The following is a 19,424-nucleotide window of genomic DNA, read 5'->3' as shown; positions in this document are numbered from 1 at the left end:
TATTTGGCCTTAATCTATCAGAACGACTGAGACGACGAGCCGCAGAGATGGCCCACAGAGATGGAGTGACACTGGAAGACTTTATCCTCATCGCGGTCTCGGAGAAGATCGCGCAATCAGAATGCTCTCGGTCGTCCAATCAATCAGTTTCGATTTTCAAGGTGTGAAGCAGAATGAGCTAGCTCTGGCGAGAGCATTGGCTTTGGTGAAGTGATGTCGACAAGACGTTCCAGCCGTACGATCTTCTCTGAGACGGCAAGCGTAATGAATTGATTGAGAGACAGCCCTTCTATATGTGCCAGTTTGATGGCCTGCATACGAGTGGACTTTGGCAAGCGTAAAGGGAAGCTACTTGGTCCGTCCTTCATTGGGGCCCCATTCACGAGTAGCTTGGGGATGAGAGGAGAAGACCCGCCATGAGCAATAGGATAACGCGGCAGGTATTCCCCTCTCAGAGTGGGCTACCCAATTCCAATATGGTCCTGCACCGTTTGGTACCGCAACAACACATCTGTATCGGCAAGTGACGAAGGTTATGGATGTGTACGGGGAATGTAGATAGTGCGGACTGCTGAATCGACGTTATCGAGCCCAGACAATCCGTTTGTTTACTGCTGCCTCTTCTGTTTCGCCCACCTCTTCCGCTGCGCTTCTCCAATCCTCTGTCGAGCTTCTGCGCTCAAGGTGTGTTTGCGCCGCATCGAAGGCTTGGAATCAGGTTTCGTTGCAGGAGTATGCCGCTTCGTTGTCGAACCCGTTGAAGCCAGGATGCTACGGACCTCTTGCAGGTGTTTGATTTCAGCATCTAGTGCAGTGATGATTTCAGTAATTCCCATGTCACTATGTTAAAGCGCAGCCTTCATTTGTGCCTTGTCGAAAGCGCCCAGATCGATCAAATGGGCTCCGAAACCAACCCTCCGCCCGACAGAGGCAGGGCGTGCCCGCACCCTCTTATCTGAAACGCACTGGCTGGGCGACAGCTCATTGCACAACAATCGAGTATGACTTCTTCAACAGCAGATTGTCATATCCCGCAGCAACGATGGTGACGTTATGCGTTCCGGCTGACAGCGTTAGCGTCGTGTCCAGGAAGGCATAGTGAGAAAAATCATGTTTCGCGAGCTGCTCATATTTCTTCGCACCATCCACCCAAACCTCAAGCTTGCGCATTGTTGACTGTCCAGCCGCACTGGCGCTGATTTTGATCGACGTTGAGGCGTATGTGGTCCCCGAGCATACGTGAATCCCAGTCGAGGCGTTTGGCAAGGAACAGCCTCCGTAGTAGCCGCCCGATGTGTCGTTGACGAAGAACTGTCCGGTTTGCGTATTATTTGCGAAGGTGTCAACCATCAAATCGGGCTTCGAATCACGATTGGCGCGGATAGTCGCCACACCGAAGTCCAACTCGCTGTTCGAATAAACATTGATTTCGCTATTCCAGGTTCGGTTGCCGTTACCGGTCAGAACAGCCAGGGTACGGGTTCCGCTTCCATCCGAGTTCTGTGCTTCGACCACGGCGAAGTCCTGCTTACCATCACCGTTGAAGTCTCCCACGTCAATGCTAGGACTCTTGTCGGGAATGCTGCCCCAGGTCCACGCAACCGTATACCCATGTGTCGGTATCTCGTTCTCGCTGATGCTGCGTGAGGAATTACCGTAGACAACCCAAACGGCCCGATAGAACGTGTCAGTCATGTAGCCGCCTGAAGCCACGCCGACTCCGACGAGGTCACTCTTACCGTCGCCATCGATGTCCATCAGGTATGCCTGGGGATGATGCGCTGTGGTTGCATTCACGATCTGGAAGTGTCCGGTATTGTCCCCGAAATAGAGATAGCTGTTGCCAGTAGATGTGGCCGCAATGTCAGCCTTGCCATCGCCGTCGAAGTCGCCGACGCTAATTTGGTTCGATCCCGGGACTACGGTAGTAGGGCCCAATGTGAATCCACTCGCATGATTGTTGAACCAAATGCGCAAGTAGCCCGGTGTCGCGATGGCCAGGTCGGGGAAGCCATCATGGTTGAAGTCGCCGACCACCATGTCCTCGATGTCTCCCAGCAGATAGGTCGCCTGCAAATGAAGTCCACCGCTTCCTGTGTTCAGGTACTCATAAAATCCTGGTGCGAATGAATTGAATGCAATCACGTCAGGCTTGCCGTCATTGTTGATGTCGAGCACCACGGTGCCCGATCCCGCATTGTCAGGCACGTTGTAATTCACGGGAGCTGCATATGTCGCGTCGGCTGTACTCAGCGCGACAGCAAACCCGGTTTGCGTGTGATACACCAAGTCTTCCCGGCCATCGTTGTTGAGATCAGCATGAGTGTAGGCGTAGGTGGACGTGTACGTGCGGTGTCCGAAAACAGGCGCTTGCGCTAGTCCGCTGGCAGAGATGGCCGTTGTAATGAGGACTGTGGCTAGGCTGACGACTCTCACGCTGTTGTACTCCTGGGGAAACATTCGGCTTTCAGCTCACACCTGCCAAGATGCTGTTCGATGAACCGGGGGTGCCCGGGACCTAGGCGAGCATCTGGAGGCATTCGAGGCTCGGCTGAGTCGTATTTGGGTCTTCCGACTTCCGGCCCATATCTTGAAATGGCCTTAAACGTACAAACCTTTAACCAGTCCGGGCATCTGTTCAGGTGTTGACCGCGACCGGTCAGACTCGGGAACTCCCGTTTCCGACAGGAGGCCAAATGTTCGCCACCCCAATACACAATTTGTTTTCTGGTACCAGCCACCGTAGTGCCGTCCTCACCATTACGGCTATCCTCGCGATGATGAGTCTTATCGGCGTTGCGAACGCCGCTACTCCGGTCGCGCATGTCTATGTCGCAGAACCCACACAGATTCTGGGATACAACGCAGCGCCGGATGGAACCTTGACGGCTATCCCTGGCTCTCCTTTCCCGATTTCCGTGTTCGGTATGGCGGTCACCGGCAGCTACCTCTTCGGTACAAGCTTCGATGGGGTTCACGTCAACTCCTACCACATCCAGGCGAATGGATCACTGGTGTTTGCCACCTCAACCAATGTCGCCAAGTTCAACACCGGGACCACCTGCCCGAATCTCCAAGCCAGTCCGTTGGTGCTCGACCATACGGGCGCTACGCTTTATACCGTCGCTTATCACGGCACGACCTGCAACTCTACTTCCTACAAATCTTTCGCCATTAACAAGAGCACGGGCGGACTCAGCTACCTCGGGGACAGCGGCACCCGTAAGGTTTGGAATTTTCCTCTCACCTTCAGCTCCAACAACCAGTTCGCCTATGGGGCGGGCTGCGTGGGTGGACTCACCACTCCCTACTGGGCGGAATCGTTCGGCATTCTAAGACGGAGTACGAGCGGACTGCTCACCTATACAACGGCGAGCGGTCCCAAACCTCCAACCAAGGACAGTAGCTACTTCTTCTGCCGCAGCCTTGCCTCGGCAAGCGCGACGGACGATCTGATCGTTGGAGTCTACAAACTCACTTCGACCTCAACGAGTCTCTTCAATCAGGGCAGTATGCTCGCGACCTACGAGATGCAAAGCAATGGGAGCCTCACGACGAACAGCAAGTACAACAACATGCCTTGGGTAACGCAGGTCGGAGAGTTGGAAAGCCTGAAAGTGTCGCCATCGGGCCAGTTCATCGCTGTGGCTGGAAGCAACGGCCTGATCGTGCGACATGTGAACGAAGACGCTGCGCCTACCCGATATACCGGTCTACTTACGTCAGACCTCATCGATGACGTTTTCTGGGACAACGCGAATCATCTTTATGCCGTCTCGGTCGATGGAAGGTTACACGTTTTCACCATCACAGCCGATACCTCTGTGGAGGCACCTGGATCGCCCTACTCGGTCCCAGCCGGGGGATACGCCATCCGAATGATCGTTCAGCCTCTGACGCACTGACCGACGCGAGCCTTACTTGAGGGAGCACTTGCCAAGAATGTTGTTCACTGCTCGCTGTTCATTGCGGTCTGATGACTGCCGACGCGGAAGGCTGGTTCTCAAAGAGAATTCCAGGAGCTTCGTACTCCTGGAATTTCTCTTCTGCGATTACCGTGAATCCTTCTGACAATGATTTTGGAATTCCCTTGTATCACTAGCTGCAAATCCAAAGCCGGTTCAGTGTTCTCGCCTTGCCTCATCGGCATCTTCGGCAAGATCGCGCATCAGGCTGAAGAACGCTGGAGATTGACCGGAGAAGAGCCCCATGTCCGTCAGGAATTTGACAACCCCTTTGGCGATCCCCTTGGTCTCTGTCGGCCGTATCACCGAGCATTTCGGAAGCTTACGGCTTATGAAGGGACAAGGCTCCGGCATGATCAGGTTCGTCTGAAACTGCTCGCCACCGAACGGGGGAGAATTCAGATCGGGGAATGTCACCGAAACTCCAGTCACCGGATCAACCGCTGTAAGCGGTGGAGCATTTCCCGCCTTATCTGCCCAGGTCTGGAAGTGCATCGTTTCGGTCGGTCCGATGCTGATGAGAATCCTCAGCACCTCGACGCTGCTTGCTCTCTGCGCCATCGCCGGATATAAGCTGTTGCCGCCCTGCTCGATGGTCGGCATATGGAAACCAGCAGTGTTTGCAATCGCCTGAAGGAAGTTTGGGTCCGTGGTGTCGGCGTCCGTCCTGGGGATCGCAGTGTGTTTCCCGACCGCCAGGGTTGGTACAGCTTGCGGGAAAACAAAGCTTGGATCGAGGTCCGGATTGTGCGAATCGCTGCGATATCGGGTCCACCAACTCGTATCCAGCGTGAGTTCCATCAAATTTGTGAGTCTCAGCTTGCCGCTTGAGCCCTTCGCAGTGCTTCCCACTAGAGTCCGGAAGGGCTCTAGATCGACAGGATCGGCACCCTTCGAAACCAGATAGGCATTTAGGAAATTCTGATGCGTGAACTCATCGTCAGTATTGTCATGAACATACTGGGCCATGTCCGCGTCCAGCACCGAGAGAGCTGCGGTAAATGCAGCATTTCCGCTCCCCCCTGGAACTTCCTTGTCGGGAATGCCACAGAGTTCGTTGTACTGCACCCAGAAATCAGTTTCCAGGATCTCTGCCGCAGCGGCGAACCGCAACAGCGCAGCATCTCCTCTTGATAAGCGCCTGCTGTGTTCACCCTCCTCGTCATCTGCGAGTGCCGATGAACCGCTGCTCAGCAGTCCAACTCCGGCCGTTGCAAGGCCCGCAGCCGCTAATCCGTTCGTAACGAAGGAACGGCGATCAATCGCCCCTTTCGATCGGTTTGTTTGCTCCATGAGAGAGCCTCCTACTGCACAGAAGACTGCGCTTCATCAACACAGGCAGGTGTCAACCGAAGGTAATTCAATTGTCATTCTGGCAACTGGCCAGTTGAATCCTGCCAAATGCGCAATTTGCCTGGATGTCCAGACGAGACGAGTTGCCGATAATTGCTTGAGTCAGAGCTGCCAACTCTGGTGCTCGCAATTCCTTCTCTCTGTTCGCACACCGTTCGCAGACATGGCTTGGAGGTTTCATCTCGTAATGAGGAGAAATTTCAAGCCCGCGGCGAGTTTCAGACTGAGAAGTTCGTATAATCGGGGCCTATGCGAACTCTCCTTCGCGACCTTCGATTCGGTGCGCGCGGGCTGGCGAAGGCGCCGGTGTTCGCGCTATCCACGATAGGGATACTCGCGCTCGGAATCGGAGCGAACAGCGCAATCTTCACCCTGCTCAATGCCCTTCTTCTTCAGCCATTCCCGTATCCCCGTCCTAATCAGCTTGTAAGCATCACGTCGAAGGACAACGTAAAAGAGAATGGCGGAACGCTGTTGCGCTATGAACTGCTCCGGGATGAGAACCGATCCTTTCAGTCGGTTGCGGTCTGGACCAATGACGACCTGAACCTCGCCGGGGAGGGAGATCCAATTCAGATGTCTGTGGCTCGAGTCTCCCCGTCGTTTTTCTCGACCTTGGGCATTCGTCCATATCTTGGTCGCCTTTTTACTGAAGAGGAGGGAATACCGTCTGGCCGGTACGTTGTGGTGCTTGGAAATGCCATTTGGCGCAGTAGGTACCATTCCGACCCTGAGATCGTCGGAAAGGCAATCAAACTCGATTCGGTTGAGAGTACGGTTGTGGGTGTGCTACCGGAAGGTGCGCGATTCCCATTCATGCCAGATGCGCAGATCTTCAGTCCCCGATATTTCGAGTTCTCGCTCATGAGCCCACAACGACTGCGCATGGGTGTCGGGTACCTGAACACCATTGCCCGCCTTCGGGAAGGGATCACATTGTCTGAAGGGAACGAAGAACTTGCTCTACTGAATCGACGCTATTCCTTAGAAAATCCGACGGCTCCCGACACCTCTCCTACAACAGTAATGAGTGCCCGTTACTTGCAGGATGAGGCAGTTGGCGATCTTCGCTTGAAGATGATGATCCTCATGGCAGCAGTGGCGGTTGTGCTGCTGATCGCGTGTGCCAACGTTGCGAGTCTGCTCCTCTCCCGGGCTTTAGGCCGACAACGAGAAATGGCTACTCGGGCGGCCCTCGGCGCCAGCCGTTCTGGAATCGCGCGCCAGCTGCTTACGGAAAGTATTCTGCTCTCTGCGATCGCCGGGATCTTTGGTGTGGCAATCGCAGTTGGTGCTACGCGCGGATTTGAACTTCTGGGTGCAGCCGAAATTCCTCGAGGATTCACCGTGACCGTGGACTGGCGAGTCGTCATCTTTACGCTCACCATTTCCATTGCATCCGGGATCATCTTCGGCATGTTCCCGGCAATGAAGCTGGCACACACGGACTTAAATACAAGCTTGCGCGACGGGGCGAGAGGAAGCTCCCTTGGACATTCCCGAGTTCAGATGAACGGTTTGCTGGTCATCGGGCAAGTTGCTTGTTCGCTTGTACTGCTCATTGCTGCAGCCCTGCTGGTGCGAAGCTTCCGTCAGCTTCTGAAAGTCGATCCCGGATTCGAGCCTCGACATTTGCTGACCATGAACGTTTCGCTCTCCACGACTAAGTATGGAAAGGGCGAGCAGCAGGTTGCGTTCTTCAACGATCTGCTCGAGCGATTGTCGCAACGAGTCGGCATACGTTCCGCGGCTATATCTGCAGCACTGCCGCTGAGTTCGAAGCGAATCACACCCGTTCTGCCCGAGGGCCAACCAGAAGTGTCGCTGGCAGATCGCCCATTCGTGGACATAGAAGCGATCAGCTCGCAGTGGTTCCGAACTATGAGCGTCCCCATTCGGAGCGGGCGAACGTTCGTAGACGGGGACAATTCAGCTGCGCCTGCCGTCGTAATCGTCAACGAAACGTTTGCACGGCAGTATTGGCCGAAACAGGATGCCATTGGAAAGAAGATTACGATCGGGCGGAAGCCTGTGCCGGCGTTAGTGGTTGGCGTTTCAGGAAACGTGCGAAATCAGGGACTGGAAAAAGATGCACAGGCGCAGATCTATGTTCCATTTCCCCAGCTGCCATGGAGCGACATGAATCTGTTGGTACGCACCGACTCGTCAGCGGAAGAGGCGGTTAGAACAGTACGATCGGAAATCTCTGCGATCGATCCGGAACAGCCGCTCTCAAACGTGGAACAGGCTGTCGAACTGATCGACGATGCCCGGGCGCAGCCACGGTCGATGTTGCTGCTTCTTGCTGCATTTTCAGCGGCTGCTTCGCTGATCGCCACAGTGGGGGTTTATGGAGCCTTATCGTATTCGGTGGAGCAGAGACGACAGGAATTTGGGATCAGAATCGCGCTTGGTGCTAGCCGAAGCGACATCCTGAACATGGTGATGCGCCAAGGCATGCTCCTGGTCGCACTTGGCTTGGCAGCCGGAATCTGCGCCGCTTTCATCGTCATGAAGCTGTTAACTGCCCTTCTGTATCAGACCAACTCCCACGATATCGTGGCCTTCATCGCGGGGCCGGCTCTGTTCTTGATTGTTGCCGGGGTTGCGACGTACGTCCCAGCCAGGGGCGCGACAAAGGTGGATCCGATCGAAACGCTCAGATAAGAGAGCGCACGTGGCCAGGGAATACGGCCGTACTTCCCTTGGCCGTCCGTAAGCGGCACTATCAAATAGTGTAGGTTCTGGCACATTTAGGCCGCATATGGCTTAGATTATTGATACACACGTCTATCGAATCAGTCCCTTTCTAATCGCCTTGCTGACCGCTTCGGATTTAGAGTGCACCTGAAGCTTCTCATACGCTGTGCGAACGTAATTTCGGACGGTGTTCACGCTTATGCTCATCTTGGCAGCGGCGGACAAGTAACTGTACCCGTCGGCGAGTAAAGTGAGGAGCAGAATCTCCTGTGTTCCCAGTGAATCAGCCGCCAAAGTCTCCGCTTGAACTCCGCTGTGTCGGAATACATCCACAATATGTCTGGCAATCTCGGGGGAGATCGGCGAGCCTCCAGACTGAGCTGAGCGAATCCCCTCGAGAAGGGTTTCCGGAGGTGTGCTTTTTAATAGGTAACCGCTGGCCCCATTACAAATCGACTCAAAGATTTGGGCGCGCTCGGCGAAGACTGTCAGCATGAGAATCACTGTGCGCTGACAGACGTTTCTCAGCAGTCTGACGGCTTCGTCTCCTTGCATGCCAGGGAGTTCAATATCGAGGAGCAGTACATCGGGCGGATCCTTGCGAAGCAGAGATAGAACGTCTTCTACCGATCCGAGGCAAGCCGTGCAGACAAATCCATCGGCTCCTCCGATTATCTGACGCAAACCCTCTAGCAGCGCTTGGTCATCGTCGATGATTGCAACTCGAATGCGGCTTTCACTCATCCGTCTACCCCAGCCGCCGCTTCCTTCAAGTCGGCCAGTGCCTACGATTCCTGGAAAACCGTCTTTTTAGTGGTCGCGAGTGAGCTTTGGGCTACTCCTTCGAAAATGGCCACGATGGCGCGACTTCAATCACATAGGTAGGTCAAAGACCCATGCGTAACTCGGAAACTACCAGCCGATGGATCGTCAAAGGTCCGAGTAGCCTGTGACTTGACCTCATCTACATCAACCAGAAAAGCCTTGCGTTGCAGTTGGCGAATTCTCACGCAATCGAAAAGCAAAAGGGAGTACGCGAATCCATTTCTCAGGAAACAGTAAGCTTCACTTCACGGTATGCGGTGGGCTGTTCTCGATGATCATGATCCGATGTCTGGGCTGTTCGCTATCATTGGCTAATGGCTGACCCGAAGGTCTGCCCTAAATCCAATCGCGAAGGACTGGTGCTACTTGTTGGCTGGCGTTGTTTGGTCTGTCGGCTGATCACCCAGCACGGCGCGCGAGTGAGTTCCGCGCGCGTACAGCATCGTTAAGGTAAGCGAGCTAATCATGAAGATCACGGCTGCCCAAGTAGTCAGTCGAGTCAGCACGTCGGCCGGCGCCCGAGGTCCGAATGCAGTCTGCGAGCCCTGGCCGTCGAAGGCGCCTGCGAGATCGGCCGACCGTTCCTGCTGCACGAGGACAACTCCAATAAGGAAGATGGACACGATGAGGTGTAGCACTATGACGAGTAGAAGAGAATCTGCGTTGCTGAAAGCTGCTTTCTGGCAGGTGAGTGGTGCGGAGGAGGGGACTTGAACCCCTATGCCTCGAGGGCGCCAGCACCTCAATTCGAGACTGTAGGGCAGAGTATCGTATATGTCTAAATGGCTGGTTCCAATCGGCAGACGATATCCCTGTGTATCGCAATCTGTCGACTGACGGTTACAGAATCGTCACATCAAGTTGAACCCTCACGGTTATTGTTTCGCCCTTCGCTGAGAGTCCAACCGAGACGCTCACTTTGGTTAGGAGTCAGGACAACGTCGAATAGGTAATATGCATTCCCTTTTTCAATTAGGTTCTGGACAGCACGAATGCTTGGCGCGCCTTTCCTCTGCCGCCGAAGAATGCTGCTGAGAAGTTCGAGCAACCTCGTTCCGTTACTCCACTCCATCTTCGTGGGAATTGATCCGCCCATTTCGAATAAGGCAGTTTCAATTGCATAGGCAACCGCGTCCCTTCGAAGAAGGCTCACCTTGAGCATCGCAAAAGTCAAGGTTCGCCTTTTCAAATTGTGAGGGTTGAGAATGGGATTATTTATCGTAGGCGCGCTGAGAGCTTCGGTCATTGCGGAACCAATTGTTCATAAGTTGGATGCGGTGAGGGCCGAGAAAAGGCTTAGCTTATATATGGATAGAGCTGTTTACAGATTCGCCCGTTCTTCGCCCATGTTGGTCCTGTCTGGAAACTGACAGGCTCCCGCCTCTGTGACTACAAGGATTGTTGCCGACCCCACTCTGCGGTGCGTGTCCTGCGTACTTACCTCCAGACATCTTTCGAAGCAGGCTGTCACACCTGCTTATCAGAAGGAAGCCAGTGAGATCAGAGCGGAGCCCGCGCTGATGGGAGAATGGAAGAAAATGAAGTGAGTGATTGCACGTGGGGAGCAACCCGATCGCAGGACTGGGTTCGCAGAGACTGTAGTCATTGGTGCATGTATCATCGCTGCCAATAGGCTCACTCGTGATAAATGACGGCCATCGTTCCCCTGAGTCAAGCGGGAATGGGCTCAACTTTCATTGCGATGTGACCGATGAAGATTCCAAGCCGAGCCACGCTCCTCCCGAGATGCTCGTCCACACCAGAACTCTTCGTAGTCTCGGGATTCAGCCGTATCTCCCAGGCAAGTACCTGAACGTTCCGAACCCCGATTTCCCACTTTTGTACAACAGGGCGCACATTTGTGGTGGTTCTGTTCAGCCAGGCCGTCCGATCGATCGGCTCAGGAATGGCCACCAGATTCACCGAGGACGAGGCACGGTGAATGGGATGGGTCGATGTTCTCATCGTCGTTCTCTTGGCAATCGCAGCGACGTTGCTGAGAAGGCACCCGAAGGGATAGCCAGGACATCGCCTCGATTCACAATAATGTCCCAATGTGAGGCTGAGGATCGGGCAACCAGCACTCGCGCTTGCGAGAGGGGGGACCCGCTCCGTTCAAAGAAGCCTGCAAAGCGTCCACTCCTCATTGCATCCGAAGATGCCGGACGCGACAGTAAATTCGATGGCATCCGGGAACTGGTCTGGTCCTATCGTTGTTGTTCGAAGGAGCCAGGTTCACACCTCTATCGTTGGCCCGAAATTCATTCTTTTACCAAAGAGATCGATCCTTTGAGAAACCGATACTTCGAATCAATTCACGGTAAACGGAATACTGATGGACTTTGCGAGACTCCCTGAAGTGCCCTTCAGATTCAGCGTATAGTTTCCGAGGGTGGTCGTCGTCTTGGTAGTGACATAAGCATAACCCGTGACGCCCGAGCTTCCTGTAATCACCGGGGGCTGTGCGGAGATGGTGCATGCGGGAATGCTGACACCTCCGGACGGGGGGCTTACTGAACAAGCAAGCGCAACCGTTCCCGTAAAGCCGCCACTCGGGGTCACCTTAATTGGAACATGGATGGCGCCGCCGCGCCATCCGATTACAAATGGACCGCCGGAGAGCGAGAAGGAGGCACTCCCACTGCTGGCTACGGTGATGTTGCGCGTCGCATACACATGAGTCCCTGCCGCGTTATACGCGGTAAAGGTCAGCTGATAGCTTCCCGGCGCCAGCGAGAGTGCCTGGCTCATGACGCCGCTGTTGCTCACACTCGCGAGCTTAGTGCCGCCCGACCATAACTCGAATCGATACACCCCTCCAGCGACCGTCGCGCCAGCACTGATAGAAACGGGCGATAACCCGCTCGCTCCTTGGATAGGCGAGCAGACATTGATGCCATTGGCCGACGGGGAAGGGCACTGACTCGTGAACGTGAACATCGCGCTGCTCACGCTACTCTGCAAGTATCCAGGCGCAACCGCAATGGCTTTGACGGTCGTGTTGGATCCGATCGTGATCGGCCCCGTATACAACGTGGAGGCGGCGGTGGGAGTCGATCCGTTGAGGGCGTAGTAGATTGAAGCCGAAGAAGTCGCCGTTGACATGGTCACCAATTGTGTCGCCGAGAACGTGCCCCCTTTCGGAGTAATCACCGGAGCGGCTGCCATCGTGGCGCCGTTCAGCAGCCCGTATACGTCCACCTCGCGTCTGGTCGCTACATAGACCTTGCCGTTCGTTACCACCGGAACGGAGAATTTATTCGCCGGTCCCGCCGAATCTCGGGTCGCGTTACTGTCGCTCTCGTAAAGAGTTTTGCTCAAATCAGTGGCGTCGAAGGCATACAACACGGCCGGACCATTGGTGTTGAACTGATCGGTCTTCAAAGCCCAGGCAATGCCGTTCTGAGCCCCATTGGAGGAAATGGAGAAGAAAGCACCCGGATACGCAGACGTGAAGGTGGTCTGGCTGTCAGGGCTCGTATCCATCACCCCGCTGTTTATCTTGAAAAGCATACCCTTGTTAGGCGTGCCGCTAGAGTCCGAGCCGCCGGACCAAACATATACATTCCCGTTCCAATACGCGGGTGTCATCCAGAATCCCTGGCCCGACGCGACGACACTCGAAATGTCCTGCACAGCATTCGTGTTTGAGGAAGCGCCAGAAGCGTAACCGCCGAGATGGTCACGGTTCAAGAGGGTGATCCGCCCCTCTTTGCCCACGGTGATCAGCAGATGCGGGTTGGCACCCTGCTGGTCCGGCAGCATCAGCAGGCCACCAGATCCCTGGTCCCAATCGCGGGTATTCAGACTTGCGTAATTGAACGCGGTAAATTCATCAGTCGGCGTCAGATTGCCATTCGCAATGTTGAAGGCAATCACACTCTCTCCGAAATCCGTGCCAGGGGTAAACGGTGGGCTGGACCAGCCCCCGTTTCCGGTAACTACAAACATCCGTCCGCCAGAGACGCTCGTATCGATGGGGAAGGCCGAGCCCGAGCCCCACACCCCTCCCCCGATATCGTTAGGAGTTACGCAGAGCACCGCTGTCTGCTTCAGGGTGGTGGCGTCGTAGGCAAACAGCCATCCATGCCAATTGTTCTTGTCCCCGTGCGAAGCGTAGCCGAAGTAGACATACCCGTTGTAGTAGTCAACTGCGGGTCTCTGGTTTTGCCAGAGAGGGCTGAACGTGACTTTTCCTCCGGAACTGCCCGCCCCCGTTCCCGAGACTGTCGCCGTTATATTCACGGGGCTCCCCGACTGTTCCGCTCCCGTAATGATGTTGATGGCGTGCAGTCGCGAGAAATAGGTTCCGTTCTCTTTCGTAGCAGCAACTAGATACATCGTGTTGGTGGCGGAATTGATCGCCGGGGTGCCCGTTACTCCGACGGTGGGTGCTACATCTGCGGATCCCGTATCGGCATAAGGCACTGCGGTTGCACCCGAACTCGCGCCGTGCGCCGGGGTCAGCAGGCTGATCTGCCAGATCGGCTTATTGTTGGCGCCCAGGTTCGAGTCCGCGTCGAAGGCGTACACGGAATCATTTTCCGTCGCTACAAAGAGCACATTGTGTACGAGCCCGTCGCTCATCTTCAGGCCAGGCATATAGAGCGGCTGCGCATAAACGGTGCTGTCGACTGGAACGGAAAACAGCTTGCCGAATGATGTTCCATTGATGTTGGTGGGAATCAGCGCGGTTTCGTTCGTGTTTTGCCCGGCATGGGCCAAATCGTAGCGCCACGTTGGCACGGGGACAGCGGTCGGCGTCTGACCTAGAACCCACGGCGACACCAAAGATAGGAGGAGCAATCCAAGGCAGCGACCAACGGTCACGGATCTGAGGAACCGAGGACGGGTGACCACACCCATCCGCGACTGGCGGGAAGACGGGCAGAATATGGAGAACATAAAGCCCTCAGCGCGGAGGGCTTGGGTGCACTTACTCCACCGAAGCACTACGGGGAAGAACGTTAACCGACCAAAGCGAACAGAGTGTCACTGCAACGTTGAGGATGGCACGGTGTCAATCTGACGATCAGAAGGGCACAGAGGAACACAAAGCAATCGGAGTGAACTTACGTTCTAGCACAGGTTCCAAGGCAATCAATACGCCGTTTGGAAGAACTTGAACGTAACACAATTCCTTGCTTTGGTGAACTAGAATTTCGACGCCTCGGTCCTGCAGCCAGGCTGATGGTTGCTGCAACTCGGTCGGCATCGATAGGAAAGCGTTGAGGCTCCGGCTTCGCGTCGGGGTCGCGTCTGTCGATCACCACCATGATGACAAGCTTCTAATGCACATCGATTCCAGCGAGCTTGTAGGGATTCGCCATACTCCCTGCGTGGATACTGATCCACCAGCAGCAGATCGAGAGTGAATCGATTCAGCTATCAGATAACTGCGATCCGTTGACCACGAGGTCTGATTTGCGAAATGCTCATCTCACTGCAATAAATGGCCCGTACACTTACCCCGCGCCAGTCCCATTTTGCGGTCCGGGAGCAGCATCCTTTGCATGACACCGAGCGCCATGTGGGGAGCAACTGGTCACCTTGCCTATTCGGACGGAGGGCCCGTGAACGACACGGAGATCTGGAAATCTGACACAGACTGGATCCTCAAACAGCTTGGCGCCGAGATCACCCAGCGCAGAATTCGAAGGGTGTCATTCATGCACGAGGGCAAGGTGTTGGTGGCCGAGGTCGGTGGGCCAAACCCCTTCAATGAGCTTCCAGTGAGGGCGATTTACGAAGATGCCCAACGCGGTGTATTTTTCCTTTGTGGGGGCACGATCACGATCGCACCGAAGGACTCCGTGGTCGAAGAATATTGAGAGGAAGCCCAAAGATCCCTCCTAAGTGGAACGAACCCGATCCGGAGGGGTCTAGCATCGGCTCAGCCGGCGGCGTATGTGGCGCGCTCTCCCCGCATGTGAGAGATAACGTCAGAATAGACAAGAGCGCGGTTGCCCTTATACGCGGCAGATGAAATAGTGCCTACATTCTGGCGCGTCCGTTGCGCGCTCTCCAAGTTTGCTCGAACATTTACCCACTCCATCCTCGACTTAATCGATTTTTCTTGACCAAAGCCCTCGAGGCCATTATTGTTCCGCAATCGGGCTAACCAGCCCAAAACACATCACTTGGGCCTGATTCCTCGGGGTAGGGTGTCCGGCCCTAGTGTGGTGCTCTCGACTTTTCCTCAGCCGTGCCCGCATCCAAATGTGAATCCCACATGAACGCGTGGATATGGTGAAACCTATGCCTACTTACACATTGAATTGCGCCGATTACGCGGGGGATCTCCGATACGCCCTTGACGTTTTGGATGAATACGAGCACTTGGGACTAGACGCGGAGTACGCCAGCAAGCTGCGGGCTATCCTCGTGCGCCAGATTCAAGAAGCGCACAACGAGACCGCATCATGTAGCCCAGCTCAACCGGTCCGATTTCCGCTGCGAGTGGCGTAAAGTCACACGCTGTTAACCTGCGTTGTGCAATATGGAACAAGCGCATAGCATCAATCCTTTCGCTTGGCCCGGTTTAAGATAACCGGGCCGTTTGTTTCTGGGACCACAATCGCTGGGCAAAGATACCTAGTTACCATGCGCGCATGTCCGGTGCTACTGTCCTTTTCACTTGAAGAGCGAAGAGATGCCCGCCTATCGACCTCCAGGCGGGCGATGCCGGATGCTGCTCCCGCCGTTGCGCACTTTCCAACCCAAGTGTTCCAGTGGGCAGCATCCGCTCTGATTCGAGCGTACAATCCGCTCTGCGGCTGGTTTCACCGGAAGCGGCCTCCGCAACTCTTCGGATGTCCTCCGTATATCCCGTGAGCGGCTCGCCCTGTGCGCTGCCCAACCGGCCGGGGATTTGAGATTGCATAGCCTCAACCCGCGAGCGAATTAGCAGGACCGCAGAACTCATTTACAGGAGCCAGGAAATCGTTGCGGGCTTTGGAAGCTTGCGCTCCGATCCCCGTCGCTCCAGCTAGGGTCCTCCCTAGTCGGAGAAAGAAAACACGCTTGCCAAGAATGTCGTGATATGGATTCGGCGATCCCTCTTCAATGGGGCTTGTCATGGCGACGCGCATGTCCACGGAACAAGTCCCTCTTCGCACGATTGAACTGTGCTGTTTCAACATAGATTACTGTCGCACGACCTTCGTTCAATCAAAGTCGGCCAACTTTTGACAGGCTGTTCATCTGGCTGTCATGCGTTCGGCGAGGTGTAGATTGCAGGATTGTCATCGAGCGTGGCAGACGGTTACCCCAAGGCAGAACGTAGCCCTGACTGGACTCAATCCGCACATAAGCGCTGCGCGAAGGCAAGTCGCGACAGCAGAACTCAGCCAACAACCTGAAGCCTGTAAGACCTTCTCCCTGGAGGACGAATGTTCTTTGCGCAGGTCTGCATTTACGGCGGCTCCGTTCGCCGTAAGGTAAATTGCTCTACTCGAAGACTCGCCGCATTCTGTCTAGCCGTCATCGCATCGGCTATCTCCTCTGCTCAGGGGGACAGCAGCGGATTGACTGGCACAGTAATGGACTCATCGGGCAGACAATTGCCTATGGCGAAAGTCATCGCAGTTGAGAACGACACGGGACTGCGGCGGGAGAGCATTTCGGACGCTTTGGGCAGTTACAGCATTCCCCAACTGCCCATCGGGCTCTACACGGTTCATTTCAGGCGCCCGGGCTTTAAGGAGGCAGAGATCCTTGCGGTGGAGCAGGTAATTGGAAGAACGCGCACGCTGGATGCCACACTAAGCGTCGCGGGCGGAGAAGACCAGATCGAAGTATTATCCGCGTCCTTTCTCATGGACCGGAGCACGAGCGCAGTGACTGGACTGATCGAGAAGACGCAATCTGAAGCGCTTCCCCTGAATGGACGCGACTGGTCGGCCCTGACCGCTTTCGTTCCGGGTGCGATCGATACAGGCGGGAGTAACCAGCGGACAGTCCGCTTTGCCGGACGTGGCCTCGATGACAGCAATTTCACGCTCGATGGTGTTGACGCGACGAACATCGTGAATCAGACGCAGCGCCAGTGGGTTCGGCTCGCCATTCCTCTGGACGCGATTTCTGAGTTCAGGGTGGACTCGCTTATGTCCACTGCGGAGGAAGGCCAGACGGGCGGCGCGCAACTGAACGTAAGCTCACTCTCGGGCACCAACACTTTCCATGGAAGGCTCTTCGAATACCTGCGGAACAATCTGTTCGATGCGCCCCTGCCACGGTGGGCATCGAATGGTGTTTCGCAGCAGCCGTTGAGGTTGAACCAATTCGGCGGAGCGCTTGGCGGCCCGATTGTGAAGGGAAAGACTTTCTTTTTCGTCGCTTCTGAGGCGTACCGGCAGAACTGGGGTTTCCCGGTGAGCGGGGACGTACCGAGTCCTTCGCTGATTGCTTCTGTTCCTGCGGCGTCGCCCGTCTTCGCCATCATGCACGGCTTTCCCAGAGCTGGCCGGAAGACTGTGCTGACTCCATGGACGCCGGCAACAGATCCCGGCGATCCGCACTATATGGACTACGACCTGCTGACGTGTGAGTGCACGCAAGTGGTGAACGAGAGCTCCGTAATGCTGCGGCTGGATCAGCACTTTTCGTCGAGGACGACCGGCTTCGCTCGCTTCAACTACGATCGGTCCGTTAACACGCAACCGCTATCAGCGGCAGCTACTGACCTGCAGCAGAAAGTTTCCACTCCAGTCAACGGCGCCCTTGGGCTTTTGCACGTATTCAGCCCGACCCTTGTGAACGACCTTCATGTTGGGTTCAATCGCTCGACAAGCAACCAGTACAACTACAGCGACTCTGGCATTCTCTATCAAGTAGCCATCTCCGGCGGTCCCGGACCGGGCTTTGTAACGGAAAACTACCGATACACCAGTATCTACGTGGGGAATTCTTTCTCACTGACCGACAACCAGACCTGGGTCCACGATCGACATACGGTGAAAGCCGGCGCAGAGGTCCGGTACATTCAGATGAATCAGGAATACGGTGAGCATGGCAAACTCACATTTTCATCTGTGGAAGATTTAGCTGCAAACAATGTGAAAAAGGCAAGCCTTACCGGCGCGCTTCCCATCAACGACTTGCGCAAGAGCGACTACTTCTTCTTTGTGCAGGATGAGTTCAAGTGGCGGCCTGATCTCGTCCTTAATCTGGGACTACGGTACAGCATCTTCGGGCTCTTCGATGAAGCACACGGGAAGGCAAATCCCTTCGATTTCTCTACGTGCGGTCCGAAGGGCTTTTGTGGAGCTGGCGCCAGCTTCGGCGAGCAGAACTTCGGCGATGTGGATCCCAGGGTGGCGTTTGCGTGGACGCCATTCAAGGACGGAAAGACGGTGCTGCGGGGTGGGTTCGGCCTGTATCACGAGGACGGACAGCTTGACGATCAGAACCTGCCTGCGAAGAATGAAGTGCCTTCGTATTCGGCCACTGCGAATGCAATCACGTCCCTCTCATACGGTGTTGCTGCGAGCAGCAGCGATTGTCCCGGGCCGGTATTTGTCACGGGAGGCGTTCGTTGCGGGTTCGGGCCGGGAAGCTTGTCGCCGAATGCCGAGCAGCGGAATCGGAAGGATGCCTATGTGGAGCAGTGGAGCTTCTCACTTGAAAGAGAGCTTCCGGAGAACATTGTTGGAACCATGTCGTACCTTGGCAGCCATGGTGTTCACTTGCTTGAGACCAACGTTGTGAATCTGGTCGATCCAGCCTCGAATTCGGCGCAGTACTCATCCTTTGCGCCGGCGATCGGATGGCGCGGATCGAGTGGCGCAAGTTCCTATCACGGCCTGTCCGCCTCTCTGCGTCGGCATTTCTCGCATGGGTTCCTGATTGCCGCAAATTACATGTACTCACACGAGATCGACAACGGATCCAATGGCAGCGGTGACGGCGATGAAATCAGCCCGGAGAATCCACTGTGTCCATCATGCGACCGCGCCAGCGGTGCGTGGGATGCGCGGCATGTTTTTAACGGGAACGCGGTTTACCAGCTTCCGTTTGGGCCCGGAACGCCCTGGCTCAATCACTTAGGGTTCGCGAGCGCGCTGGCAGGCGGATGGGAAATGTCTACCAGCGCGCTTGCTCGCACAGGCTTTCCCGTGAATGTGCTGCTACCCGCCAGCTACACCGCGGTGGATGGCGCGTCCGGCGCAGAGCGCCCTGATCTGGTTCCCGGCGTCTCGTTGACTCCCGCGGGCGGAAGAAGCCCAAAGCAGTGGATCAACCCCGCTGCATTTGCTCGCCCCGCCGGAATGTTCGGGACCTCTCGGCGCGACCTGCTTAACGGGCCGGGCACTTGGCAAGTGGACATCGGCGTGATGCGATCGGTATCGCTCTCCGAGCACGCTAGGCTGGAGTTTCGTTCCGAGTTCTACAACATCTTCAATCATCCGCAACTCGGCCAGCCGCAGCCGGTCTGCAATGTGTCCACGTCACACACTGTGGGGTGCGCCTCGGGCTTCGGCGCAATCACCAACACAGTGAACACCGTGTCGCCGCAGACGCCAGTGGGATCGGGAACTCCACGCGAGGTACAGTTCGCATTGCGACTTGAATTATAGGGCT

General features: G+C 55.6%; 10 protein-coding genes. 4 read left to right on the top strand and 6 right to left on the bottom strand.

The window, feature by feature from the left end; genetic code table 11:
- Window positions 1-981: 981 nt before the first annotated feature.
- On the bottom strand, window positions 982-2,460 hold the full coding sequence (locus tag DHV10_RS13400) for an FG-GAP-like repeat-containing protein (RefSeq protein WP_109486870.1): 1,479 nt from the start codon (window positions 2,458-2,460) through the stop codon (window positions 982-984).
- Window positions 2,461-2,696: 236 nt separating this feature from the next.
- On the opposite strand from DHV10_RS13400, the gene DHV10_RS13395 reads away from it, so the two are divergent.
- Complete coding sequence (locus DHV10_RS13395; protein WP_162601499.1) at window positions 2,697-3,905, top strand: hypothetical protein; 1,209 nt, start codon at window positions 2,697-2,699, stop codon at window positions 3,903-3,905.
- A gap of 216 nt (window positions 3,906-4,121) precedes the next feature.
- Here the strand turns inward: DHV10_RS13395 and DHV10_RS13390 are convergent, their stop codons facing one another.
- The gene (locus DHV10_RS13390; RefSeq protein ID WP_109486868.1) at window positions 4,122-5,258 is read right to left on the bottom strand and encodes a ferritin-like domain-containing protein; all 1,137 of its coding nucleotides are present in this window, start codon (window positions 5,256-5,258) and stop codon (window positions 4,122-4,124) included.
- A gap of 309 nt (window positions 5,259-5,567) precedes the next feature.
- Between DHV10_RS13390 and DHV10_RS13385 the strand changes: the two genes are divergently transcribed.
- Window positions 5,568-7,985, top strand: a complete 2,418-nt coding sequence (locus DHV10_RS13385; protein WP_109486867.1) for an ABC transporter permease — start codon at window positions 5,568-5,570, stop codon at window positions 7,983-7,985.
- Between the two features lie 123 nt (window positions 7,986-8,108).
- On the opposite strand, the gene DHV10_RS13380 is transcribed toward DHV10_RS13385, so the two are convergent.
- The 4 genes from DHV10_RS13380 to DHV10_RS13360 form a co-directional block, all read right to left on the bottom strand.
- Window positions 8,109-8,762, bottom strand: a complete 654-nt coding sequence (locus DHV10_RS13380; RefSeq protein WP_109486866.1) for a response regulator transcription factor — start codon at window positions 8,760-8,762, stop codon at window positions 8,109-8,111.
- Window positions 8,763-9,205: 443 nt separating this feature from the next.
- Window positions 9,206-9,481: a preprotein translocase subunit SecG gene (secG, locus tag DHV10_RS13375; protein ID WP_338042601.1), complete on the bottom strand. Its 276-nt coding sequence runs from the start codon at window positions 9,479-9,481 to the stop codon at window positions 9,206-9,208.
- A gap of 1,033 nt (window positions 9,482-10,514) precedes the next feature.
- Window positions 10,515-10,808 (bottom strand): hypothetical protein, encoded by a 294-nt coding sequence (locus DHV10_RS13365; protein ID WP_109486864.1) that lies wholly within the window; start codon window positions 10,806-10,808, stop codon window positions 10,515-10,517.
- 345 nt (window positions 10,809-11,153) lie between these two features.
- The gene (locus DHV10_RS13360) at window positions 11,154-13,589 is read right to left on the bottom strand and encodes a chitobiase/beta-hexosaminidase C-terminal domain-containing protein (protein ID WP_162601498.1); all 2,436 of its coding nucleotides are present in this window, start codon (window positions 13,587-13,589) and stop codon (window positions 11,154-11,156) included.
- Between the two features lie 827 nt (window positions 13,590-14,416).
- Between DHV10_RS13360 and DHV10_RS13355 the strand changes: the two genes are divergently transcribed.
- Together DHV10_RS13355 and DHV10_RS13345 are read left to right on the top strand one after the other, a co-directional pair.
- Window positions 14,417-14,674 (top strand): hypothetical protein, encoded by a 258-nt coding sequence (locus DHV10_RS13355; protein ID WP_162601497.1) that lies wholly within the window; start codon window positions 14,417-14,419, stop codon window positions 14,672-14,674.
- A gap of 1,560 nt (window positions 14,675-16,234) precedes the next feature.
- On the top strand, window positions 16,235-19,420 hold the full coding sequence (locus DHV10_RS13345; protein WP_109486860.1) for a TonB-dependent receptor: 3,186 nt from the start codon (window positions 16,235-16,237) through the stop codon (window positions 19,418-19,420).
- Window positions 19,421-19,424: the final 4 nt, after the last annotated feature.

It is taken from the genome of Occallatibacter savannae (assembly GCF_003131205.1).
GTDB lineage: Bacteria > Acidobacteriota > Terriglobia > Terriglobales > Acidobacteriaceae > Telmatobacter > Telmatobacter savannae.
Note: the sequence above shows the minus strand (reverse complement) of the source record. Positions and strands in the feature narration are given on the sequence as shown.